Origin of the sequence: Sphingomonas sp. NFR04, assembly GCF_900114095.1 — a bacterium.
Taxonomy (GTDB): Bacteria; Pseudomonadota; Alphaproteobacteria; order Sphingomonadales; family Sphingomonadaceae; genus Sphingomonas.
Genome location: NZ_FORV01000001.1, coordinates 537,257 through 554,912 on the forward strand (window position 1 = coordinate 537,257; position 17,656 = coordinate 554,912).

Sequence of the window (17,656 nt, forward strand, 5' to 3'; positions counted from 1 at the left end):
CTAGGCGGCTGTCGGCTCGGGCGCAAACGCCCGCAGAAAGAGATCGACGATATAATCGGTCTCCTCTTCCATCTCGGCGTCGCTGAACTGGTGCCCCAGCATGGCCCGCTGCTGCGAGCCCATGCACAGGCTGGTCAGCGCGAACGCCGCCTTGAGCGGATCGGACTTGCGAAGCTGGCCCTTGTGCATCGCATCTTCGAGATGCGCCGCAACGAGTTCTCGGGTGCGCTGCGGCCCACGGCGGAAGAAGATCTCGCCCATTTCCGGCGAGCGCTCGACCTCGGCGTGGATTACCCGGTGCAGCCGGATCGCATCCGTCGACGTCACCTTGCGCAACAGGCTGCGGATGAACGCGCACAACGTGGCCTTCAGATTGTCCGAGGGCACCAGCAGCTGCATCACCTGCTCGCGATACTCGCGGGTCACCGCATCCAGGCACGCGTCGAACAGTTCTTCCTTGGACGCGAAATAGCTCCACAACGTGCCCTTGGAGCCGCCCAGCTCCGCCGCGATCGCCGACATGGAAACGCCGGCATAGCCTTGCTCCATGAAGTGGCGCTTGGCGATGGCGAGGATGGCGGCACGCCGATCCTGCTTCCGCGCCTCGCGCTTGCCGAGGCATTTGGGGGTTACGATTTCCATAACCGTACTATAGAGTACGATTTTCTATTGACAAGGGCGGAACCGCTCTCCATCTGGAACTCGTACCCAATAGTACGGTTTTTCCAGACCATGATGAGTCGTTTCCCAACAAGGCCCTTGTTGCTGTCCGCTGCTGCCGCTTCGGCGCTGGCCGCGTGCGCGCCGGTGCCGAATCTCGGCGCTCGCCCGGAAGTGCGCGCGGCGGACAGCTATGCCGCCAGCCAGTCGCTTGCCGGTGCCGCGCAGACGCAGGCGCAATGGCCTGTCACCAACTGGTGGACCGCCTATAACGATCCGCAGCTCAACGCATTGATGGACGAGGCCCTCCGCGGCGCGCCCAATCTCGCGGCAGCCGCCGCCCGGCTGCGCTCGGCCCAGGCCTATGCCGTCCAGGTCGGCGCCGCCCGCCTGCCGCGCGTCGATGCCTCCGCCTCGGCCGCGGCCAACCAGATCAACGTCGGCGACGGCCTGCCGATCGAGATCGGCTCGAACGTCCAGACGATTGGCTACGGCACGCTGAACCTCGCCTTCGACCTCGACCTCTGGGGCAAGAACCGCGCCCAGCTCGCCGCCGCCACCTCGGAGGCGGAGGCCGCGCGGCTCGAACTGGAACAGGCGCGGCTCGCGCTTTCGACCAACATCGCCGCCGCCTATGCCGATCTCGCCCGCCTCGCGGCCGATCGCCGGGTGCAGGAGCGCGCGCTGGAGGTCCGCCTTGCGACGCAGAAGCTGGTCACGGACCGCGTGACCAACGGCCTCGAGACGCGCGCCGAAGAGAAGCAGGCGGCCTCGGCCGTTCCCGCCGCCCGCGCGCAGCTTGCCGCGATCGACGAGGATATCGGCCTCACCCGCAACCGCATCGCTGCGCTGCTCGGCCAGGGTCCCGATCGCGGCCTGAGCATCGCCCTGCCCGCGGCACCGACCGAGGCGCGCGGCATCCCGGCCGACGTGACGACCGATCTGATCGGACGCCGCCCCGATATTGCCGCCGCCCGCGCACGCGTCGAAGCCGCCGCCAGCCGGATCAAGGCCGCCCGCGCCGACTTCTACCCGTCGATCCGCTTGAGCGCATTGGCAGGCTATGGCGCGCTCGGCCTTGACAACCTTGTCAAAGGCAATGGCGCCTCGGTGTTCCAGGCCGGCCCCGCGATCAGCCTGCCGATCTTCCACGGCGGCGAGCTGCGTGGCCAATATGCCCGCGCCCGCGCCACCTATGACGAGGCGGTCGCCAATTACGACAACAGCGTCACCACCGCCTATCATGACGTGGCGGACGCAGTGACCAGCCAGAAGGCGCTGGCCACGCGCTTGGCCCAGAGCCGGCAGGCGCTGGATGATTCCGAACAGGCCTATTCGATCGCGCAGCAACGCTATCAAGGCGGGCTGTCGCGCTTTCTCGATGTTCTGACCGCCGAGGAGAGGGTGTTGCAGAACCGCCAGATCGTTGCCGAACTGGAGGCGCGCGCGTTCACGCTCGACGTCCAGCTCGTCCGCGCGCTCGGCGGAGGCTTTTCCACCAACAACGCGGCCGCCGCCGCCGCTTCCGAGGTCAAGACCCATGGCTGATGCAGAACCCGCCATCCATTCCGCGCGCGGCGACGCCGCCGAACGCAACGAGCCCTCGCAGGCGCCCGCCAGCACGGACATGGACGCCGGCCGTCGCAAGAACCTGCGCAAGCGGCTGATGCTCGGCATCGGCGGCCTCGTGCTGGTCGCCGGGCTGGGCTATGGCGCCTATTACATGGTTGTCGGCAGCCATTATGTGAGCACCGACAACGCCTATGTCGGTGCCGACAGTGCCAGCATCACCCCGATGACCGGCGGCCAGGTGCTGCGCGTCGCCGTTTCCGACACCCAGTCGGTGAAGAAGGGCGACGTGCTCGTCCAGATCGACGACAGCGACGCGAAGATCGCGCTGGCACAGGCGGAGGCGGACCTCGCCCGCGCCACCCGCCAGTTCGGCCAGACCTCGGCGACCAGCGAAGCGCTGGCCGCGCAGGTCCAGGCTCGCCAGGCGGACATCGCCCGCGCCCGCGCGCAGGTTACCGCTGCGCAGGCCGATTTCGAAAAGGCCCGTATCGATCTGTCCCGCCGTCAGAAGCTCGCGCCCAACGGCGCCGTTTCGGGCGAGGAGCTGACGTCGGCGACCAACGCCTTTGCTGCGGCACGCGCCAATCTCGAACTGGCCAAGGCCGGTCTCGCCCAGGCGACCTCGACCCGCGTGGCGGCCAGCGGGCAGCTGGCGGCGAACCAGGCGCTGGTCAACGGCGCCACCGCGACGACCGCGCCGGAAGTGCTTGCCGCGCGTGCCAAGGTCGATCAGGCCAAGCTCGATCTCGCCCGCACCACGATCCGCGCGCCGTTCGACGGCGTGGTCACGCGGCGCAACGTCCAGGTCGGCCAGCGCGTCGCGCCGGGCGCCCAGCTGATGCTGATCGTCCCGCTCAACCAGCTCTATGTCGACGCCAACTTCAAGGAAGGCCAGCTGACCCGCGTGAAGGTCGGCCAACCGGTCGAGCTGAAGTCGGACCTGTATGGCGGCGACGTGAAGTATCACGGGCGCGTGATCGGCTTCTCGGGCGGCACCGGCTCGTCCTTCGCGCTGATCCCGGCGCAGAATGCAACCGGCAACTGGATCAAGGTGGTCCAGCGCCTGCCGGTGCGCGTGGCGCTCGATCCGAAGGAGCTGCAGCAGCATCCGCTCCGCGTCGGCCTGTCGATGGATGCCGAGATCGATACCTCGGCCAAGTAAGGATTGCCTGCCATGAGCGGCCAGATGCAGCGCGGGGGCTTCCTGGAGGGGCCCTCGCTGATCCTCGCCGGCGTGGTGCTGGCGTTGACCAACTTCATGGTGGTGCTCGACACCACCATCGCCAATGTCTCGGTGCCGCACATCGCCGGCAGCCTGGGCATTTCGTCGAGCCAGGGTACCTGGATCATCACCTCCTATGCGGTGGCGGAGGCAGTGTGCGTGCCGCTGACCGGCTGGCTCGCCGGCCGGTTCGGCGTCGTGCGCGTGTTCATCCTCGGCGTGATCGGCTTCGGCATCTTCTCGGTGCTGTGCGGCATGTCGACGACGCTCGGCATGCTGGTCGCCTGCCGTATCGGCCAGGGGCTGTGCGGCGGACCGCTGATGCCGCTCACCCAGACGCTGCTGCTGCGCATCTTCAAGCCCGAACAGCACGCCCAGGCGATGGGTTTGTGGGCGATGACCACGGTCGTCGCGCCGATCCTCGGGCCGATCGCGGGCGGCACGATCAGCGACAATTGGTCGTGGCACTGGATCTTCTTCATCAATATTCCCGTCGCCGCGCTCTGCGCCTTCGGGGCGATGCGGCTGCTCACCAAGGCCGAGACTCCGACGCAGAAGCTCAGCGTCGACAAGGGCGGGCTGGCACTGCTGGTGCTGTGGATCGGCGCGCTGCAGATCATGCTCGATCTCGGCCGCGAGCATGACTGGTTCAACGACCCGACGATCGTCTGGCTGGGCGTGGTCGCCGCGATCGGCTTCCTCGTCTTCCTCGCCTGGGAGATCACCGCGAAGGATCCCGTTGTCGACCTGCGGGTGTTCCGCCATCGCGGCTTCACGGTGTCGGTGCTGTCGCTATCCTTTGCCTTCGCCACCTTCTTCGCCTCGGCCGTGATCATCCCGCAATGGCTCCAGTCGAGCCAGGGCTACACCGCTACCTATGCGGGCTATGCCACGGCCTTCTCCGGCGTGGCGGCGGTGTTCATGTCCCCCGTGGTCGCCAAGCTCTCGAACAAGGTCGATCCTCGGCTGCTGGTGTCGTTCGGCATTCTCTGGCTGGGGATTTCCGCGCTGATCCGCGTCTATTGGAACAGCCAGGCCGGGTTCTGGACCTTCGCCTTCCCGCAGTTCCTGCAGGGCTTCGGCATGCCCTTCTTCTTCATTCCGCTGACCACGCTGGCGCTGGGTTCGGTTCGGCCGGAGGAGACCGCCTCGGCAGCGGGCGTGATGAGCTTCCTGCGGACGATGGCGGGTGCGATCGGCACGTCGGTATCGACGAGCATCTGGGACGACAGCTCGCGCATCGCCCGCAGCGAAATCGTCTCGCGGCTGAACACCGAGCCGACGATGAACGCGCTGACGGCGCAGGGCTTTTCGATCGGCCAGGTGCGCGCCGCCGTGGAGCGGATCGTCAACCAGGAGAGCCTGACCCTGGCGACCACCCATGTGTTCCTGCTGTCGGCGATCATCTTCGTCTTCGCGGCCGGGATCATCTGGTTCACCCCGCGCCCGCGCGGCAAGGTGGATACCAGCGCCGCGCACTAGAGCTTTGCCTGACGGTAGAGACGGATAGCCCGTTCCAGCGATGGAGCGGGCTATGTGTCGTATATGCGTCAGAAAGGTTACGACATACGTCATTCGCGCATTGACACCGTGCGCCCCGGGGATAGCATCCTGAGTGCAAGAAAGAAAATACCAGGGGTCGGATGTCCGAATCGGTGCTTTGATCAAGAACAGGGCGATCAAATGACCGACTATCGATTTCCAGCTGGCGCTTCGGCGCCGTGCGTGCAGATGGCACTGCGGAGAGAGTCACGGCTTCGTGTCTCGGACAGCTTGCCTCCTATCGAGTAATTCGAACGACGCTCCACCAGGATCATAGGCGATCCGGGTTCATCGGCGGCGCTCGACGCGATGTGCTTAGGTCGACAGCGGCGATGATTTCCCCCTGTCTTCCTATTTTTTGGTCCGGCGGCTTGCGCGGGCCCAGTTCGAACCTGTGTAGACGTAACGACGCCGCGCTCCCCCACCGGAGCACGGGACGAGGACGTGCGGCCGCGCCTCTAGGGGATGCCGCAACTGCGTACCCAATGCCGGCACTGCCGATCCCGTTCGCGAAACCGCGCTTTCGGGAAGGGACCGTCATGCCCTCATCGGGGCCGACCAACGAGAACGAGAAAGAAGAACAGACCGCAACGAGGAACGAACGACAACCATCAGCCTTCGGGGGGCACGATCGAATGCAATTTCGCGAAACGGCATCGTTCACGGTTCTGGCCATCACTCTGGCGCTCGCCGCCACACCGGCCTTCGCGCAGGACAGCGCGGCCCCGGCCCCGCAAGGGGACGACATCATCGTCACCGGCACCCGCGTCACCGGCCTGCGCGCCGCGGACAGCCCCGCGCCGATCCAGTTGCTGAGCGCGGCGGACCTCTCCCGCACCGGCCAGCCGGACCTGATCCAGGCGCTCGCCCAGAACCTGCCGAGCGTGCAGGCCCAGGCGTTCGGCAGCGACCTCCAGGCGCACAACCTGCAGATGAAGCTGCGCGGCCTTAGCCCCAACCACACGCTGATCCTGCTCAACGGCAAGCGCCGCCACGGCACCGCCAATGTCTCGGTCGCCGGCGGCCCCTATGGCGGCAGCGCCGCGCCCGACATCAGCTTCATCCTGCCGGACTCGATCGACCATATCGAAGTGCTGCAGGACGGCGCGGCGGCGCAATACGGCACCGATGCGATCGCGGGCGTGATCAACATCATCCAGAAGAAGGCCGATCACGGCGGCGTGATCGACGTCACCGGCGGCCGCTATTACGACCAGGGCGGCAAGACCTATGCCTTCTCCGGCAATGTCGGCTTCGCGCCGATCGAGAATGCCTATGTGAACATCACCGCCGAGAAGAAGCACAAGGGCTTCAGCTTCCGCGGCGACGTCAACCCGCAGGTCTATGGCAACAACGCCAACGCCACCAAATATCTGACGCTGTATCCCGGCATCAAGAACCTGCCCTATTACCCCTACACCAACCGCATCCTCGGCGACCCGGAAGTCGATCAGACTTCGGTGATGGTCAATGCCGGCTATGATTTCGGCGGGTTCGAATTCTACACCTTCGGCAGCTACGGCCACAAGAACGCCCGCGCCTATGAGAATGTGCGCACGCCGGACGTAGTCACCAGCAAGGCGGGCACGCCCTTCTACCCGAACGGCTTCCAGCCGCTCGAGGCGATCTCCGAGACCGACTATGCCGTCACCGGCGGCTTCCGGGGCAGCATCGGCGCCACCACCTTCGACATCGCCTCCACCTATGGCGACGATTTCGTCGGCGTCTATGTCCAGAACTCGGCCAATGCCGCGCTCTACAAGGACACCGGCTTCACGCCCACCGAGTTCCACAATGGCGACTTCAAGGCCAGCCAGTGGACGAGCACGCTCGATCTCACCCACCCCTTCGACATCGGCCTGGCCGAGCCGCTCAACGTCGCCGGCGGCCTCGAATATCGCCGCGAGACCTATGGCATCGTCTCGGGCGATCCGGCCTCCTATTACGGCTCCGGCGCCCAGTCCTTCTTCGGCTACAGCCCGAACGATGCCGGCAACCACAACCGCACCAACTTCTCGCAATATCTCGATATCAGCGTGAAGCCGGTCGAGGCCTGGCTGGTCGACGGCGCGGTCCGCCACGAACATTACAGCGACTTCGGCGACACCACCGTCTTCAAGCTGACCAGCCGCTACGACATCACCAAGGCGATCGCGATCCGCGGCACCGTCTCCACCGGCTTCCGCGCGCCGACGCTGGCCGAGGGCTTCTATTCGGGCATCAATGTCGGCCCGAACAGCGTCTCGGGCGTGCTGCCGGCCAACTCGCCGGGTGCCAAGGCGCTGGGCTTTGGCGGCCTCAAGCCGGAGAAGTCGACCAACTTCAGCGCCGGCTTCGTCTTCACCCCCAGCCCGCACATCAACGTCACGCTCGACGCCTATTGGATCGAGATCCGCGACCGCATCCTGATCTCGAGCACCTTCTACGGCTTCAACGGCAAATATTGCCCGCAGGGCTATGCCGGATCCAACAAGGCGAACTGCGTCGTCTACAACGCCGATACGTTCAACACCTACAACCAGCAGTCGGTCTACAACGCCGTCGCCACCGCGCTGGGCGGCACCATCCCCAGCTATGTGCTCACCGACGTGAACGGCGAGCGCAACATCGACGGTACCGTCTCGGTCCAGACCTTCGTCAACGGCGCCAAGATGCGCACCCGCGGCATCGACTTCGTCGCCAGCTACGACATGAGCAGCCCGATCGGGAAGGTGAACTGGACGCTGTCGGCCAATTATAACGACAACAAGGTGAAGAACATCGCCGCCCTGCCCTCGGCGCTCTACGTCAACAAGGCCAATCCGGCGCTGTCGGCGCTGATCAACAATTATTCGATCATCGAGCTGGAGAACAGCACGCCGAAGTTCCGGGCGACGCTGGGCGCCTTCTGGGAATCGGGCCGGTTCAGCCTCAACTTCCGCGAGAGCTACTACTCCAAGGTTTATGCGCTGGAGTCGACGCCGGGCAACAGCCCGCTCAAGGGCGCCGATCTCCAGGTGCCGGTCAACGCCGCCTTCATCACCGATCTCGAAGGCAGCGTGAAGATCACCGAAGGCCTCAAGCTGTCGGTCGGCGCGAACAACCTGTTCAACCATTATCCGACCGAGCGCTCGTTCGAGAATATCCGCTCGGCGCAGCTAGCCGCCGGTTCGCGTGGTTACTCGTCGAACCTCTATCCCACGATTTCGCCCTACGGGATCAACGGCGGTTATTATTACGGCCGGATCAGCCTGAAATTCTGAAGCTTTGCCGGCCGGGGGCGCGTGCCCTCGGCCGGCCCTGTCGCGTGCAAGAACATAACTCGGGAGTGATGTCCTTTGCTTACCTCTTCCATGGACTGGCTGATCCCCCTTCTGGGCCTGCTGGTCGCCGGGCTCGCTGCCGGTTTCGCCGGCGGCGTGTTCGGCATTGGCGGCGGCTTCGTCGTCGTCCCCGCGCTGCTGCTGATGCTGCCGCTGCTCGGCGGCGAGCATAGCCAATATGCCCATGTCGCCATCGGTACCTCCGCGGCGACGATCATCATCACCTCGATCCGATCGGTGCTCAGCCACCACAAGCGCGGCTCGGTCGACTTCGAGATCCTCAAGACCTGGGCGCCCTGGGTGGTGCTGGGCGACGGCATCGGCGTGCTGCTCGCCAGCCATGTCGACGGCCGGGTGCTGACCATGGTGTTCGCCACCGGCGTGCTGCTGATGTCGATCAACTTCCTGGTGCCCAAGCTCGGCAACCGGGTGATCAGCGACCAGATGCCGGGGGGCGTCACCCGCGTCGCCATCGCCGGGGGGCTGGGCACCTTCTCGTCGCTGCTCGGCATCGGCGGCGGCACAATCGCGATCATGGTGATGACCTTGTGCGGCCGCTCGATCCACCGCGCGGTAGGCACCGCCAGCGGCATCGGCACGCTGATCGCCATTCCCAGCGCGATCGGCTTTGCGCTGATCGGCATGCATGAACCCGGGCTGCCCTGGGGCTCGCTCGGCTTCGTCAACCTGCCGGCGACCCTCGCCATCGCCTCGATGTCGATGCTCACCGCCCCGCTCGGGGTCGCAGCTGCCCACGCCTTACAACCAGCCATGCTGAAACGGGTATTCGGCATTTACCTCATCGTCATCGCGCTGGTGATGTTCCACAACGCGCTGAAGTTCTGACGCGCGTCTCGATCGAAACAGGGAGACCCTCGACATGACCATGTTCGAAACGCTCAAGAAGCCCGAAATTACCGAGGACCTGCGCGGTCGCGGCTATTCGCGCCGTGACATGGGGCGGATCGCCGCACTGCTCGGCGGCACCGTCGCGCTGGGCCGCGCCGCGCCCGCCTTCGCCCAGCAATCGGCCAAGGCGGTGATCGGTGCGGTGCGCATCGGCTCCAACGAATGCTGGACCGGCCCCCTGCCCGCCGGTGCGGCAGCGGCGATGAAGATCGTCACCGAAGGCAATCGCTACGAGCCCAATGGCGAGCACGAGCAGCTGTTCGCCGCCGTCTCGGCGGTCGAGGGCCTGCCCGCCACGCATATCAAGGCCTGGCCGGGTTCGAGCGACCCGCTCAACCGCGCCGCGGTCACCTTCGCCTCGCCGACGCGCGGCATCGTCACCGCCGATCCGACCTATGAGCAGATCTGGCGCACCGCCGCCTGGATCGGCGCCAAGGTGACCAAGGCCCCACTCGGCCCGCAGTACCAGCACGACGTCAAGGCGATGCTGGCCGCCGATCCGAACGCCGGGCTCTATTATGTCTGCTCGCCCAACAACCCGACCGGCACGCTTACCCCGATCGCCGACATCCTGTGGCTGGCCGAGAACAAGCCCAAGGATGCGGTGCTGATCGTCGACGAGGCCTATATCCACTTCGCCGACGCGCCCAACGCCGCCAAGCTCGTGGCGAGCCGCGACGACGTGCTGGTGATGCGCACCTTCTCCAAGCTGTTCGGCATGGCCGGCATGCGGCTGGGCCTCACCTTCGCGTCACCGGCGCTGCACGACAAGATGATGCGCTATGACGGCTTCCAGGTGACCAACATGCTGCCGATGACCGCGGTCGCCTGCGGCACCGCCTCGATCCCGCTCGCCAGCGAGATCAAGGCGAGGCGCGACGAGATGATCGCGGTGCGCGAGAAGACCATCGAGCATCTCCAGAGCCGTGGCCTGAAGGTGCTGCCGGGCAGCCATGCCAACATGTTCATGACGGAGTGGAAGGGCCGCGCGCCCAAGGAGATGATGGCGGCGCTGCTCGCCCAGAACGTCCAGATCGGCCGCTCCTGGACCGCCTATCCGGCGATGTCGCGGGTCACCGTCGGCTCGGCGGCGGACATGGAGAAGTTCCGGATCGCCGTCGACAAGGTGCTGATGGCCTGAGGTTTGCGGTGCCTGGCCCGCGTCGCCTTCCGGGGCGGCGCGGGTCCGTTTTCTCAGCCCTGCGGGACGATCGGCAGCATCGCTTCGAAGCGGGCGCCACCCTTGCCCGCGAGCAGCGTCAGGTCGCCGCCATGGGCGAGCAGGATCTGCCGGGCAAGCGCCAGCCCCACCCCGCTGCCCTGCGGCTTGGTGGTGAAGAACGGGCGGAAGATCGCCGTGCGGTCCGCCTCAGCGACGCCCGGACCATTGTCCCAGACCTCCCAATAGGCGGCGCGCTCGTCTCGCCACAGCGACAGGCCCACCTGCCCACTTTTCCCCTCGCCCACCGCCTCAGCGGCATTCTGGAGCAGCGCCCAGAGCGCGGCGCTCAACTGGTCCGCATCCCCTTGGAGGCGTACCGGCGCTGTCGCTTCGAAGGCCAGCGGCAGGCCCGGCCAGCGCGTGGCGAACAGGCGCGCCAGATCCTCCGCCCCCTCGCGCAGGTCGAGCGGCGCAAGGCGCGGCGCCGGCAGCCGCGCCAGCGAGCGATAGGCCTCGCCGAACCGCTGCAGCCCCTCGGCGCGCCGCGCGACGGTGCCCACCGCATCGCGGACCGCCGGGATCGAGGGTGCGGGCTCTTCCAGCATGTCCGCGGCGGTGCGGCTGAGCGAGGCGATCGGGGTGAGCGCATTGACGATCTCATGGCTCAGCACTTGGACGAGGTCGCGCAGCGTCGCCGCTTCGGCCGCCTTCAGCTCGGCGTCGATGTCGATCAGCGCGGCGAGTCGGCTCTGCGCGCCGCCGAGCGCGAACTCGCTGGTGGTGAGCGCATAGCTGCGCCCGCCGATCGCCACCGTGGCAGCGCGGCCCGCGGCATCGCCGATCGCCTCGATCAGCAGCGCCGGCGGATCGGCGACGAGGTCCGCCGCCCCGAACAGCCGCCGCGCCGCGCGGTTGATCGCGGTCAGCCGCCCTTCGCCGTCGAGCGTGACGATCGGTGCGGGGGAAAGATCGAGCAGCGCGGTCAGCCGTCGCTCGCGATGCGCGGGATCCGGCGCGGGCATGGGTGCCGCCACCGGCACCAGCTTGGGCCGCTGCGCCTCGACGATGCCAGTGACCAGCCCCCAGAGCGCCGCCAGCGCCGACACCAGCGCACTGGCATAGAGCCCTGCGCTCCACGCCAGCGCGAACGCGCCGCCCGCCAGCAGCAGCAACATGCCCCTCAGCAGTGCGGACCAGCCTCTTGAGGTCATGACCGCCTTCCCCTGCAAATCCCCCTCCCGCCTGCGGGAGGGGTTAGGGGAGGGTGTGTTAGGCGAGCAAAGGCGGACGTCGCAAACGCGCTGAAGCCTTCCATCCTGCATCTTCCAGCACCTCGCTCGGCTTTCCGCACACACCTTCCCCCTGCCCCTCCCGCAAGCGGGAGGGGAGAAAAGCGCGCGCCGCTTGCAAGATCCTGCACCTCAAAGCCCATATTTCGCCATCCGCCGGTAGAGCGCGGCGCGCGTCAGCCCCAATTCCGCTGCCGCGCGGCTGACGTTGAACGCATGTCGCTTGAGCGCCGCCGATACCAGCGCCGCTTCGGTTCGCCCCAGGTTGAGGTCCGCCTTGATAGCGCGCGGCTCGAGCGTGTCCTCGGGCAGGCTAAGTCCCAGTGCGGGGACATCGATCGCCTCCCCGCCGCCGAGCAGCACCGCGCGCTCGATCGCCTGGCGCAGGCCATGGACGCCATCGGGCCAGGAATCGGCCGCGATCGCTCGCGCTGCCTCGTCGGTCAGCGGGCGCAGCGGCTGAGCGTGGCGCCCGGCGTACAGGGCGCAGAAATGCCGCGCGAGCAGCAGCGCATCCCCCCCGCGCTCCGCGAGCGGCGGCAGGTCGATTTCCACCGTGTTGAGCCGGAAGCGAAGGTCGTCACTCAGCGCCGCGCGCGTCCCCGCCCGATCACGCCGGCTGGTGGCAAGCACGCGCAGCCCACCCAGGCGCCGCGCCAGCTCGGGCTGCAGCGTGGGCGCCAGCTGGTCCACCGCCTCGATCAGCAGCGTCGCGCCCGCGGCGGCGACGACCCGCGCCTCGATCATCGCCAGATCCGCGACCGCCGCATCCAGCGTGACCAGCGGCCGCTCGGCGCGCGCCGAGGCGCGGTGGAGCATCTGTGCCGCCAGCGTCTTTCCGCTTCCCGCGGGGCCGGTGAGCAATACCGCCGCATCGGTTGGCCCCACCCGCGCGATCAGCCCGCGTGCGGCCTCGATCGCGGGCGCCTCGCCAAGCAGCAGCAGCGCCTCCTCGCCCGTCGGTGCCGGGGCGGCCGCCAGCTTCGCCCGGCGCAGCGCCAGCGCCCGCTGGACGGTGGCGAGCAGCCGCTCGTTGCTCCAAGGCTTAATCACGAAGTCGCTCGCCCCGCCGCGCATCGCCTGCACCGCCACCGCGATCCCGCTATGGCCGGTGACCACCACCACAATCGCGTTGCGATCGGCCGCGACCAGCCGGTCGAGCATGCGAAACCCCTCCTCCCCTGAGGTGCGTCCGCGCGCGAAATTGAGGTCGAGCAGGATCGCGTCGACCTGCCCCTCCGCCAGCCGCACCCAGGCGGCATCGGGATCGGGCGCGCCGAGAACCCGCATGCCGCTTCGCTCCAGCAGCAGCGTCGCCGCGCGGACGATGTCGGGATCGTCGTCGATAACCAGGATGGTCGGCGATTCGGTAGGCACTGGCTTGACCGCTCCTGACACGTGTTCGGAATCGGACACTAGCTTGGACACTGTTCGCTCGAAGCGCCAGTCCTTTCCAAATACACCATCAATGTCAGTACTTTAGGCCCGTACGCTGGCGTACCGTACACTGGCCGCCATGGACGTTACGCCTCTTCATACCAACGGCGCCGGGATGGATCGACGGATCGAGCGCCCGCATGCGCGCCGCCGCAAGCTGGCGGTACGCATCGGCCTCGGCCTGGCCGTCGTCGCCGCGGCCGCCGCGCTCTGGTGGTTCCTGCCGAGCTCGGGCAGCCTCGCGGTGGATGCCGCGACGATCCGAATCGCGCCGGTCACCCGCGCCGCCTTTGCCGATTATGTGCCGCTGCGCGCGCAGGTCGCGCCGCTCCAGACCGTCTATGTCACCGCGATCAGCGGCGGGCAGGTGGAGGCGCTGATCGCCAGCGACGGCCAGTCGGTCGCCGCCGGCGCCCCGCTCGCCCGGCTTGCCAACCCCACCCTGGCGCTCGACGTCGCCAGTCGCTCGGCCAACATCGCTGGGCAGCTCAGTTCGATCAGCGGCCAGCGCCTGTCGATCCAGCAGAGCCGCGAGCAGACCGAGCGCGACATCGCCGCCGCCCGCAACGAACTTGCCAAGGCCGAGGCGCTGCTCCGCCAGAAGCAGATCCTGTTCGACAAGCAGATCGTCACCGCCGCTGCCGTCACCCCGCTGCGCGAGGAAGTGACCTACCAGCGCGCGCGCCTCACCGCCCTCACCCGCAGCGCCGCCGAGGCCGGCCGGATGCTTGCCGACCAGTCCTCGGGCGTCAACGCCACCGCCGGCGAGCTGCGCGAGAGCCTCGCCATGACCCGCGCCGGCCTCGCCGCGCTTATCGTGCGCGCCCCGGTCGCCGGGCGGCTGACCGCCTTCACGCTGCAGCCGGGCCAGATGATCAAGCCCGGCGACGCCGTTGGCCAGGTCGATTCCGAACGCGCCTGGAAGCTAACGGCGGATGTCGACCAATTCTATCTCGGCCGCGTCCATACCGGCCTCAGCGCCGTCGCCGATCTGGACGGGCGCAGCCTGCCGCTCACCGTCATCAAGGTCCTGCCACAAGTCACCGAAGGGCGATTTCGTGTAGAGCTAGGCTTCCGCGGCACCGCGCCCGCAGGGCTGAACCGCGGGCAGACGCTCGACGTGCGCCTCGTCCTCGGCGCCGATCGTCCCGCCGTGGTCGCGCCATCGGGCGGCTGGCTCGATGCGGGCGGCACCACCGCCTTCGTGCTGACAAGCGACAGCCGCGCCGTGCGCCGGGCAATCACCACCGGCCGCCGCAATCCCGATCAGGTCGAAGTGACCAGCGGCCTCTCCCCCGGCGACCGCATCGTCACCACGCCCCTCGGCACCTACGCCCCCTACCAGACCCTGCTCATTCACTAGGAGCCCGCCATGATCCAGCTCAACGCCATCCACCGCGCCTATCGCTCCGACGAAGTCGAGACGACCGCGCTCGCCGAGATCGACCTGACCGTGCAGGCGGGTGAATTCCTTGCGATCATGGGCCCCTCGGGCTGCGGCAAGTCGACGCTGCTCAACATCCTGGGCACGATCGACCGGCCGACCAGCGGCGCCTATCTGTTCGAGGGCGAGGACATCGCCAAAGTGCCCGAGGCACAGTTGGCCAGGCTCCGCCGCGACCGGCTGGGCTTCGTGTTCCAGAGCTTCAACCTCATCGACGAGCTGACCATCGCCGAGAATGTCGCGCTGGCGCTCGCCTATCGGTCGATGCCCGCGCGCGAGAAGCGCGAGCGGGTGGACGCGGCGATGGACCGGGTCGGCATCGCGCATCGCCGCAACCACCATCCGCACCAGCTCTCCGGCGGCCAGCAGCAGCGCGCCGCGATCGCCCGGGCGATCGTAAGCGAGCCGAAGCTGATCCTCGCCGACGAGCCGACCGGCAACCTCGACACGGAGAACGGCGCGCAGGTGATGGACATCCTCACCCGGCTGAACGCGGATGGCGCGACGATCGTGATGGTTACCCACTCGCCGGCGCATGCCGATATCGCCAAGCGCACGGTGCACATGCTCGACGGGCGGATCCTCTCCGCGGTGCGGCGGGCGGCGTGAAGCTCGACCGCGCGCTGACGGTGCTGGTGCTGCTGCTCCTCGCCGTCGCCCTGCTCCGCCATCTCTCCGCCACCCGCGAACCGGGAGTGACCCCATGACCTCCGCGCTGACCAGCTTCTACCGATCGCTGACCCGCCACAAATTGTTCGCCGCGCTGAACATCGGCGGACTCGCGCTCGGCATCGCGGTGTTCCTGGTGCTGAGCCTGTTCGTGCGGTTCGAGACCGGGTTCGATCGCTGGATCGCTGGCGCGGACCAGCTCTACATCATCCAGGAACACTACCACATGCCGGGCTATCCGGAGACGCCGAACCCCTACACCATGGGCAACGAGCTGCTCCAGCTGCGCGCGGACTATCCGCAGCTGCAGGGCACGCGGATCGCCCAGATGGACGCTACCGTCCGGCAGGGCACGGTGAATACCCGCGAAGCAATGGCCGCGGTCGATCCCAATTTCTTCCAGTTGCAACGCCTGCCCGTCGTGGCCGGCGACCCGACCCGGACGCTGGCCGATCCCGATGGGATCGTGATCACCCAGCGCGCCGCCACCAGCTATTTCGGCCAGCAATCGCCGATCGGCCGAACCCTTACCATCGTGGCCAATGGCACGCCCTATACCTACCGGGTGGGCGCGGTGATCGCCGACATGCGCAAGGACATGAGCTACACGTCGGAGCTGTTCGTACCGCTGGTCGCGCCCCGCTTCGCCAGCGAATGGTTCGACCATTGGGGCAGCACCTCGCTGGTGACCTTGCTGCGCTTTCCCGATCGCGCCGCGGCCCGCCAGTTCGAAGGCGAGCTGGCGGGCTTCGCGGATCGCCGCGTGTTCGGCGACAACCTCAAAAAGGGGCAATGGGAGCAGAGCCTGCGCCCGCTGGTCGACAACCACCTCTATGCGCCGTCCGATCGCGCCGTGGTCACGACGCTTGGTGCGGTCGGCGTGCTGACCCTGCTGATCGCGATCGTGAACTACATCAACCTCGCCACCGCACGCGCCGGGCTCCGTGCGCGGGAGGTGGCGGTACGCAAGGTGCTCGGCGGTACGCGTCGGGCGCTGACCCGCCAGTTCCTGACCGAAGCGATGCTGACCGTCATCCTGTCCGCGGTGATCGGGCTCGCGCTGGCTGAAATCGCGCTGCCGCTGATCAACACGCTGGGCGGCATGGCGCTCAGGATCGACTATCTGGGGGCCGACAGCGTGCTGCTGCTGCTCGTGCCGCTGGTGCTGGTGGTCGGCGCGGTGGCAGGCCTGTACCCGGCGGCGGTGCTGGCGGGCTTCCGCCCCGCCGCGGTGCTCGCAGCCGCCCGGGCGCCGGGTGGCGGCCGTGCCGGCGCACGGGTCCGCGCCGGGCTTGTCGTCGTTCAGTTCTCGATCGCGATCGCCTTCGCGATCGGTACGACGGTGATGCTCGCCCAGGCGGCGCACGTGCGCAACGCCGATCTCGGCTTCCGTCGCGACGGTCTCTATGTCGTGCGCTCGCTGAACAGCGGGTCGGTGCTGCCCGAGCAGAAGACCGCCCTGATGCGCGCCTTCGCGGCATTGCCCGGTGTCAGCGACGTCACCATGGCGCAGAACGCGCCGGGCGATCAGAGTCTCACCAATTTCTCGACGATGTACCAGCCGGGGATGCAGGGCATTCGTGCACCCTCGCTGATGGATGTGCGCGTCGGCGATCATTATTTCGATACCTTCGGCGCGCGATTGGTCGCTGGGCGCCTGTTCGACCGCTCGCGCCCCGCCGATGATCGGGCACTCCGCGCCGACGGCAGCACCGCGCCCTTCAACGTGGTGATCAATCGCATGGCGGCGGGCCTGCTCGGCTTCGCCAGCCCGCAGGCGGCGATCGGCAAGCAGATCGAAGGCGATGCCTCGATGACGATCATCGGCGTGATCGACGATCTGCGCTTCCTCGGCCCGCGCCGCACGATCAGCGGGACCTTCTATCGCCTGGACACCCGACCCCTGAACGATGCCTATATTACGATGCGGTATAGCGGCGACCCGCAGAAGATGGCCGACGCCGTCGAAGCCACGTGGAAGCGGATCGTGCCGACCGAGCCGTTCGGCGGCCGCACGATCGAGGAAAATCTTTACAAGGCCTATTATGAGGAGGACACGCGCCGCGGCCGCCTGTTCACCATGGGTGCGGTGCTGGCGATCGGGATCGGTTGCATCGGCCTGTACGGCCTCGCCGCCTTCGACACGACGCGGCGGATCAAGGAGATCGGCATCCGCAAGGCGCTCGGCGCCTCCACCCGCGACGTGCTCCAGCTGCTGGTCACCAAGTTCCTGCGGCCGGTGCTGCTCGCCAATCTGATCGCCTGGCCGCTGGCCTGGGTGGCGATGCAACGCTGGCTCTCCACCTTCGACGATCGGATCGGCCTGTCGCCGCTCTACTTCCTCCTCGCCTCCGCCGTCGCCGTGCTGATCGCGGTGGCCACCGTCATCGGCCAGTCCTGGCGCGTCGCCCGCGCCGAACCCGCCCGCGCGCTGCGCTACGAATAGGA

General features: G+C 67.6%; 12 protein-coding genes. 9 read left to right on the plus strand and 3 right to left on the minus strand.

Features of this window, described 5'->3' with window-relative positions; translation table 11 throughout:
• Positions 1–642 (minus strand): TetR/AcrR family transcriptional regulator, encoded by a 642-nt coding sequence (locus tag BM009_RS02385; protein ID WP_093293371.1) that lies wholly within the window; start codon positions 640–642, stop codon positions 1–3.
• 117 nt (positions 643–759) lie between these two features.
• Between BM009_RS02385 and BM009_RS02390 the strand changes: the two genes are divergently transcribed.
• The 6 genes from BM009_RS02390 (at position 760) to BM009_RS02415 (ending at position 10,348) form a co-directional block, all read left to right on the plus strand.
• The gene (locus BM009_RS02390) at positions 760–2,208 is read left to right on the plus strand and encodes an efflux transporter outer membrane subunit (protein ID WP_254772115.1); all 1,449 of its coding nucleotides are present in this window, start codon (positions 760–762) and stop codon (positions 2,206–2,208) included.
• Positions 2,209–2,326: 118 nt separating this feature from the next.
• Positions 2,327–3,394 carry an HlyD family secretion protein gene (locus BM009_RS02395; RefSeq protein WP_254772167.1) on the plus strand — a complete coding sequence of 356 codons (1,068 nt, stop codon included), beginning with the start codon at positions 2,327–2,329 and terminating at the stop codon, positions 3,392–3,394.
• A 12-nt stretch (positions 3,395–3,406) separates the two neighbouring features.
• Positions 3,407–4,936 (plus strand): DHA2 family efflux MFS transporter permease subunit, encoded by a 1,530-nt coding sequence (locus tag BM009_RS02400; protein WP_093293375.1) that lies wholly within the window; start codon positions 3,407–3,409, stop codon positions 4,934–4,936.
• Between the two features lie 695 nt (positions 4,937–5,631).
• A complete protein-coding gene (locus BM009_RS02405; protein ID WP_093293377.1) occupies positions 5,632–8,238 on the plus strand; it encodes a TonB-dependent receptor plug domain-containing protein in 2,607 nt (868 codons plus the stop codon).
• 90 nt (positions 8,239–8,328) lie between these two features.
• Positions 8,329–9,144 carry a sulfite exporter TauE/SafE family protein gene (locus BM009_RS02410; RefSeq protein WP_093293379.1) on the plus strand — a complete coding sequence of 272 codons (816 nt, stop codon included), beginning with the start codon at positions 8,329–8,331 and terminating at the stop codon, positions 9,142–9,144.
• Between the two features lie 34 nt (positions 9,145–9,178).
• Positions 9,179–10,348 (plus strand): pyridoxal phosphate-dependent aminotransferase, encoded by a 1,170-nt coding sequence (locus tag BM009_RS02415; RefSeq protein ID WP_093293381.1) that lies wholly within the window; start codon positions 9,179–9,181, stop codon positions 10,346–10,348.
• A 53-nt stretch (positions 10,349–10,401) separates the two neighbouring features.
• On the opposite strand, the gene BM009_RS02420 is transcribed toward BM009_RS02415, so the two are convergent.
• Positions 10,402–11,580 (minus strand): sensor histidine kinase, encoded by a 1,179-nt coding sequence (locus BM009_RS02420; protein ID WP_093293383.1) that lies wholly within the window; start codon positions 11,578–11,580, stop codon positions 10,402–10,404.
• Between the two features lie 210 nt (positions 11,581–11,790).
• Positions 11,791–13,035 carry a sigma-54-dependent transcriptional regulator gene (locus tag BM009_RS02425; RefSeq protein WP_093293385.1) on the minus strand — a complete coding sequence of 415 codons (1,245 nt, stop codon included), beginning with the start codon at positions 13,033–13,035 and terminating at the stop codon, positions 11,791–11,793.
• 175 nt (positions 13,036–13,210) lie between these two features.
• Between BM009_RS02425 and BM009_RS02430 the strand changes: the two genes are divergently transcribed.
• The 3 genes from BM009_RS02430 (at position 13,211) to BM009_RS02440 (ending at position 17,654) form a co-directional block, all read left to right on the plus strand.
• On the plus strand, positions 13,211–14,458 hold the full coding sequence (locus BM009_RS02430; RefSeq protein ID WP_093293387.1) for an efflux RND transporter periplasmic adaptor subunit: 1,248 nt from the start codon (positions 13,211–13,213) through the stop codon (positions 14,456–14,458).
• A gap of 9 nt (positions 14,459–14,467) precedes the next feature.
• A complete protein-coding gene (locus tag BM009_RS02435; protein ID WP_093293389.1) occupies positions 14,468–15,148 on the plus strand; it encodes an ABC transporter ATP-binding protein in 681 nt (226 codons plus the stop codon).
• Positions 15,149–15,242: 94 nt separating this feature from the next.
• Positions 15,243–17,654, plus strand: a complete 2,412-nt coding sequence (locus BM009_RS02440; protein ID WP_093293391.1) for an ABC transporter permease — start codon at positions 15,243–15,245, stop codon at positions 17,652–17,654.
• Positions 17,655–17,656 lie beyond the last annotated feature (2 nt).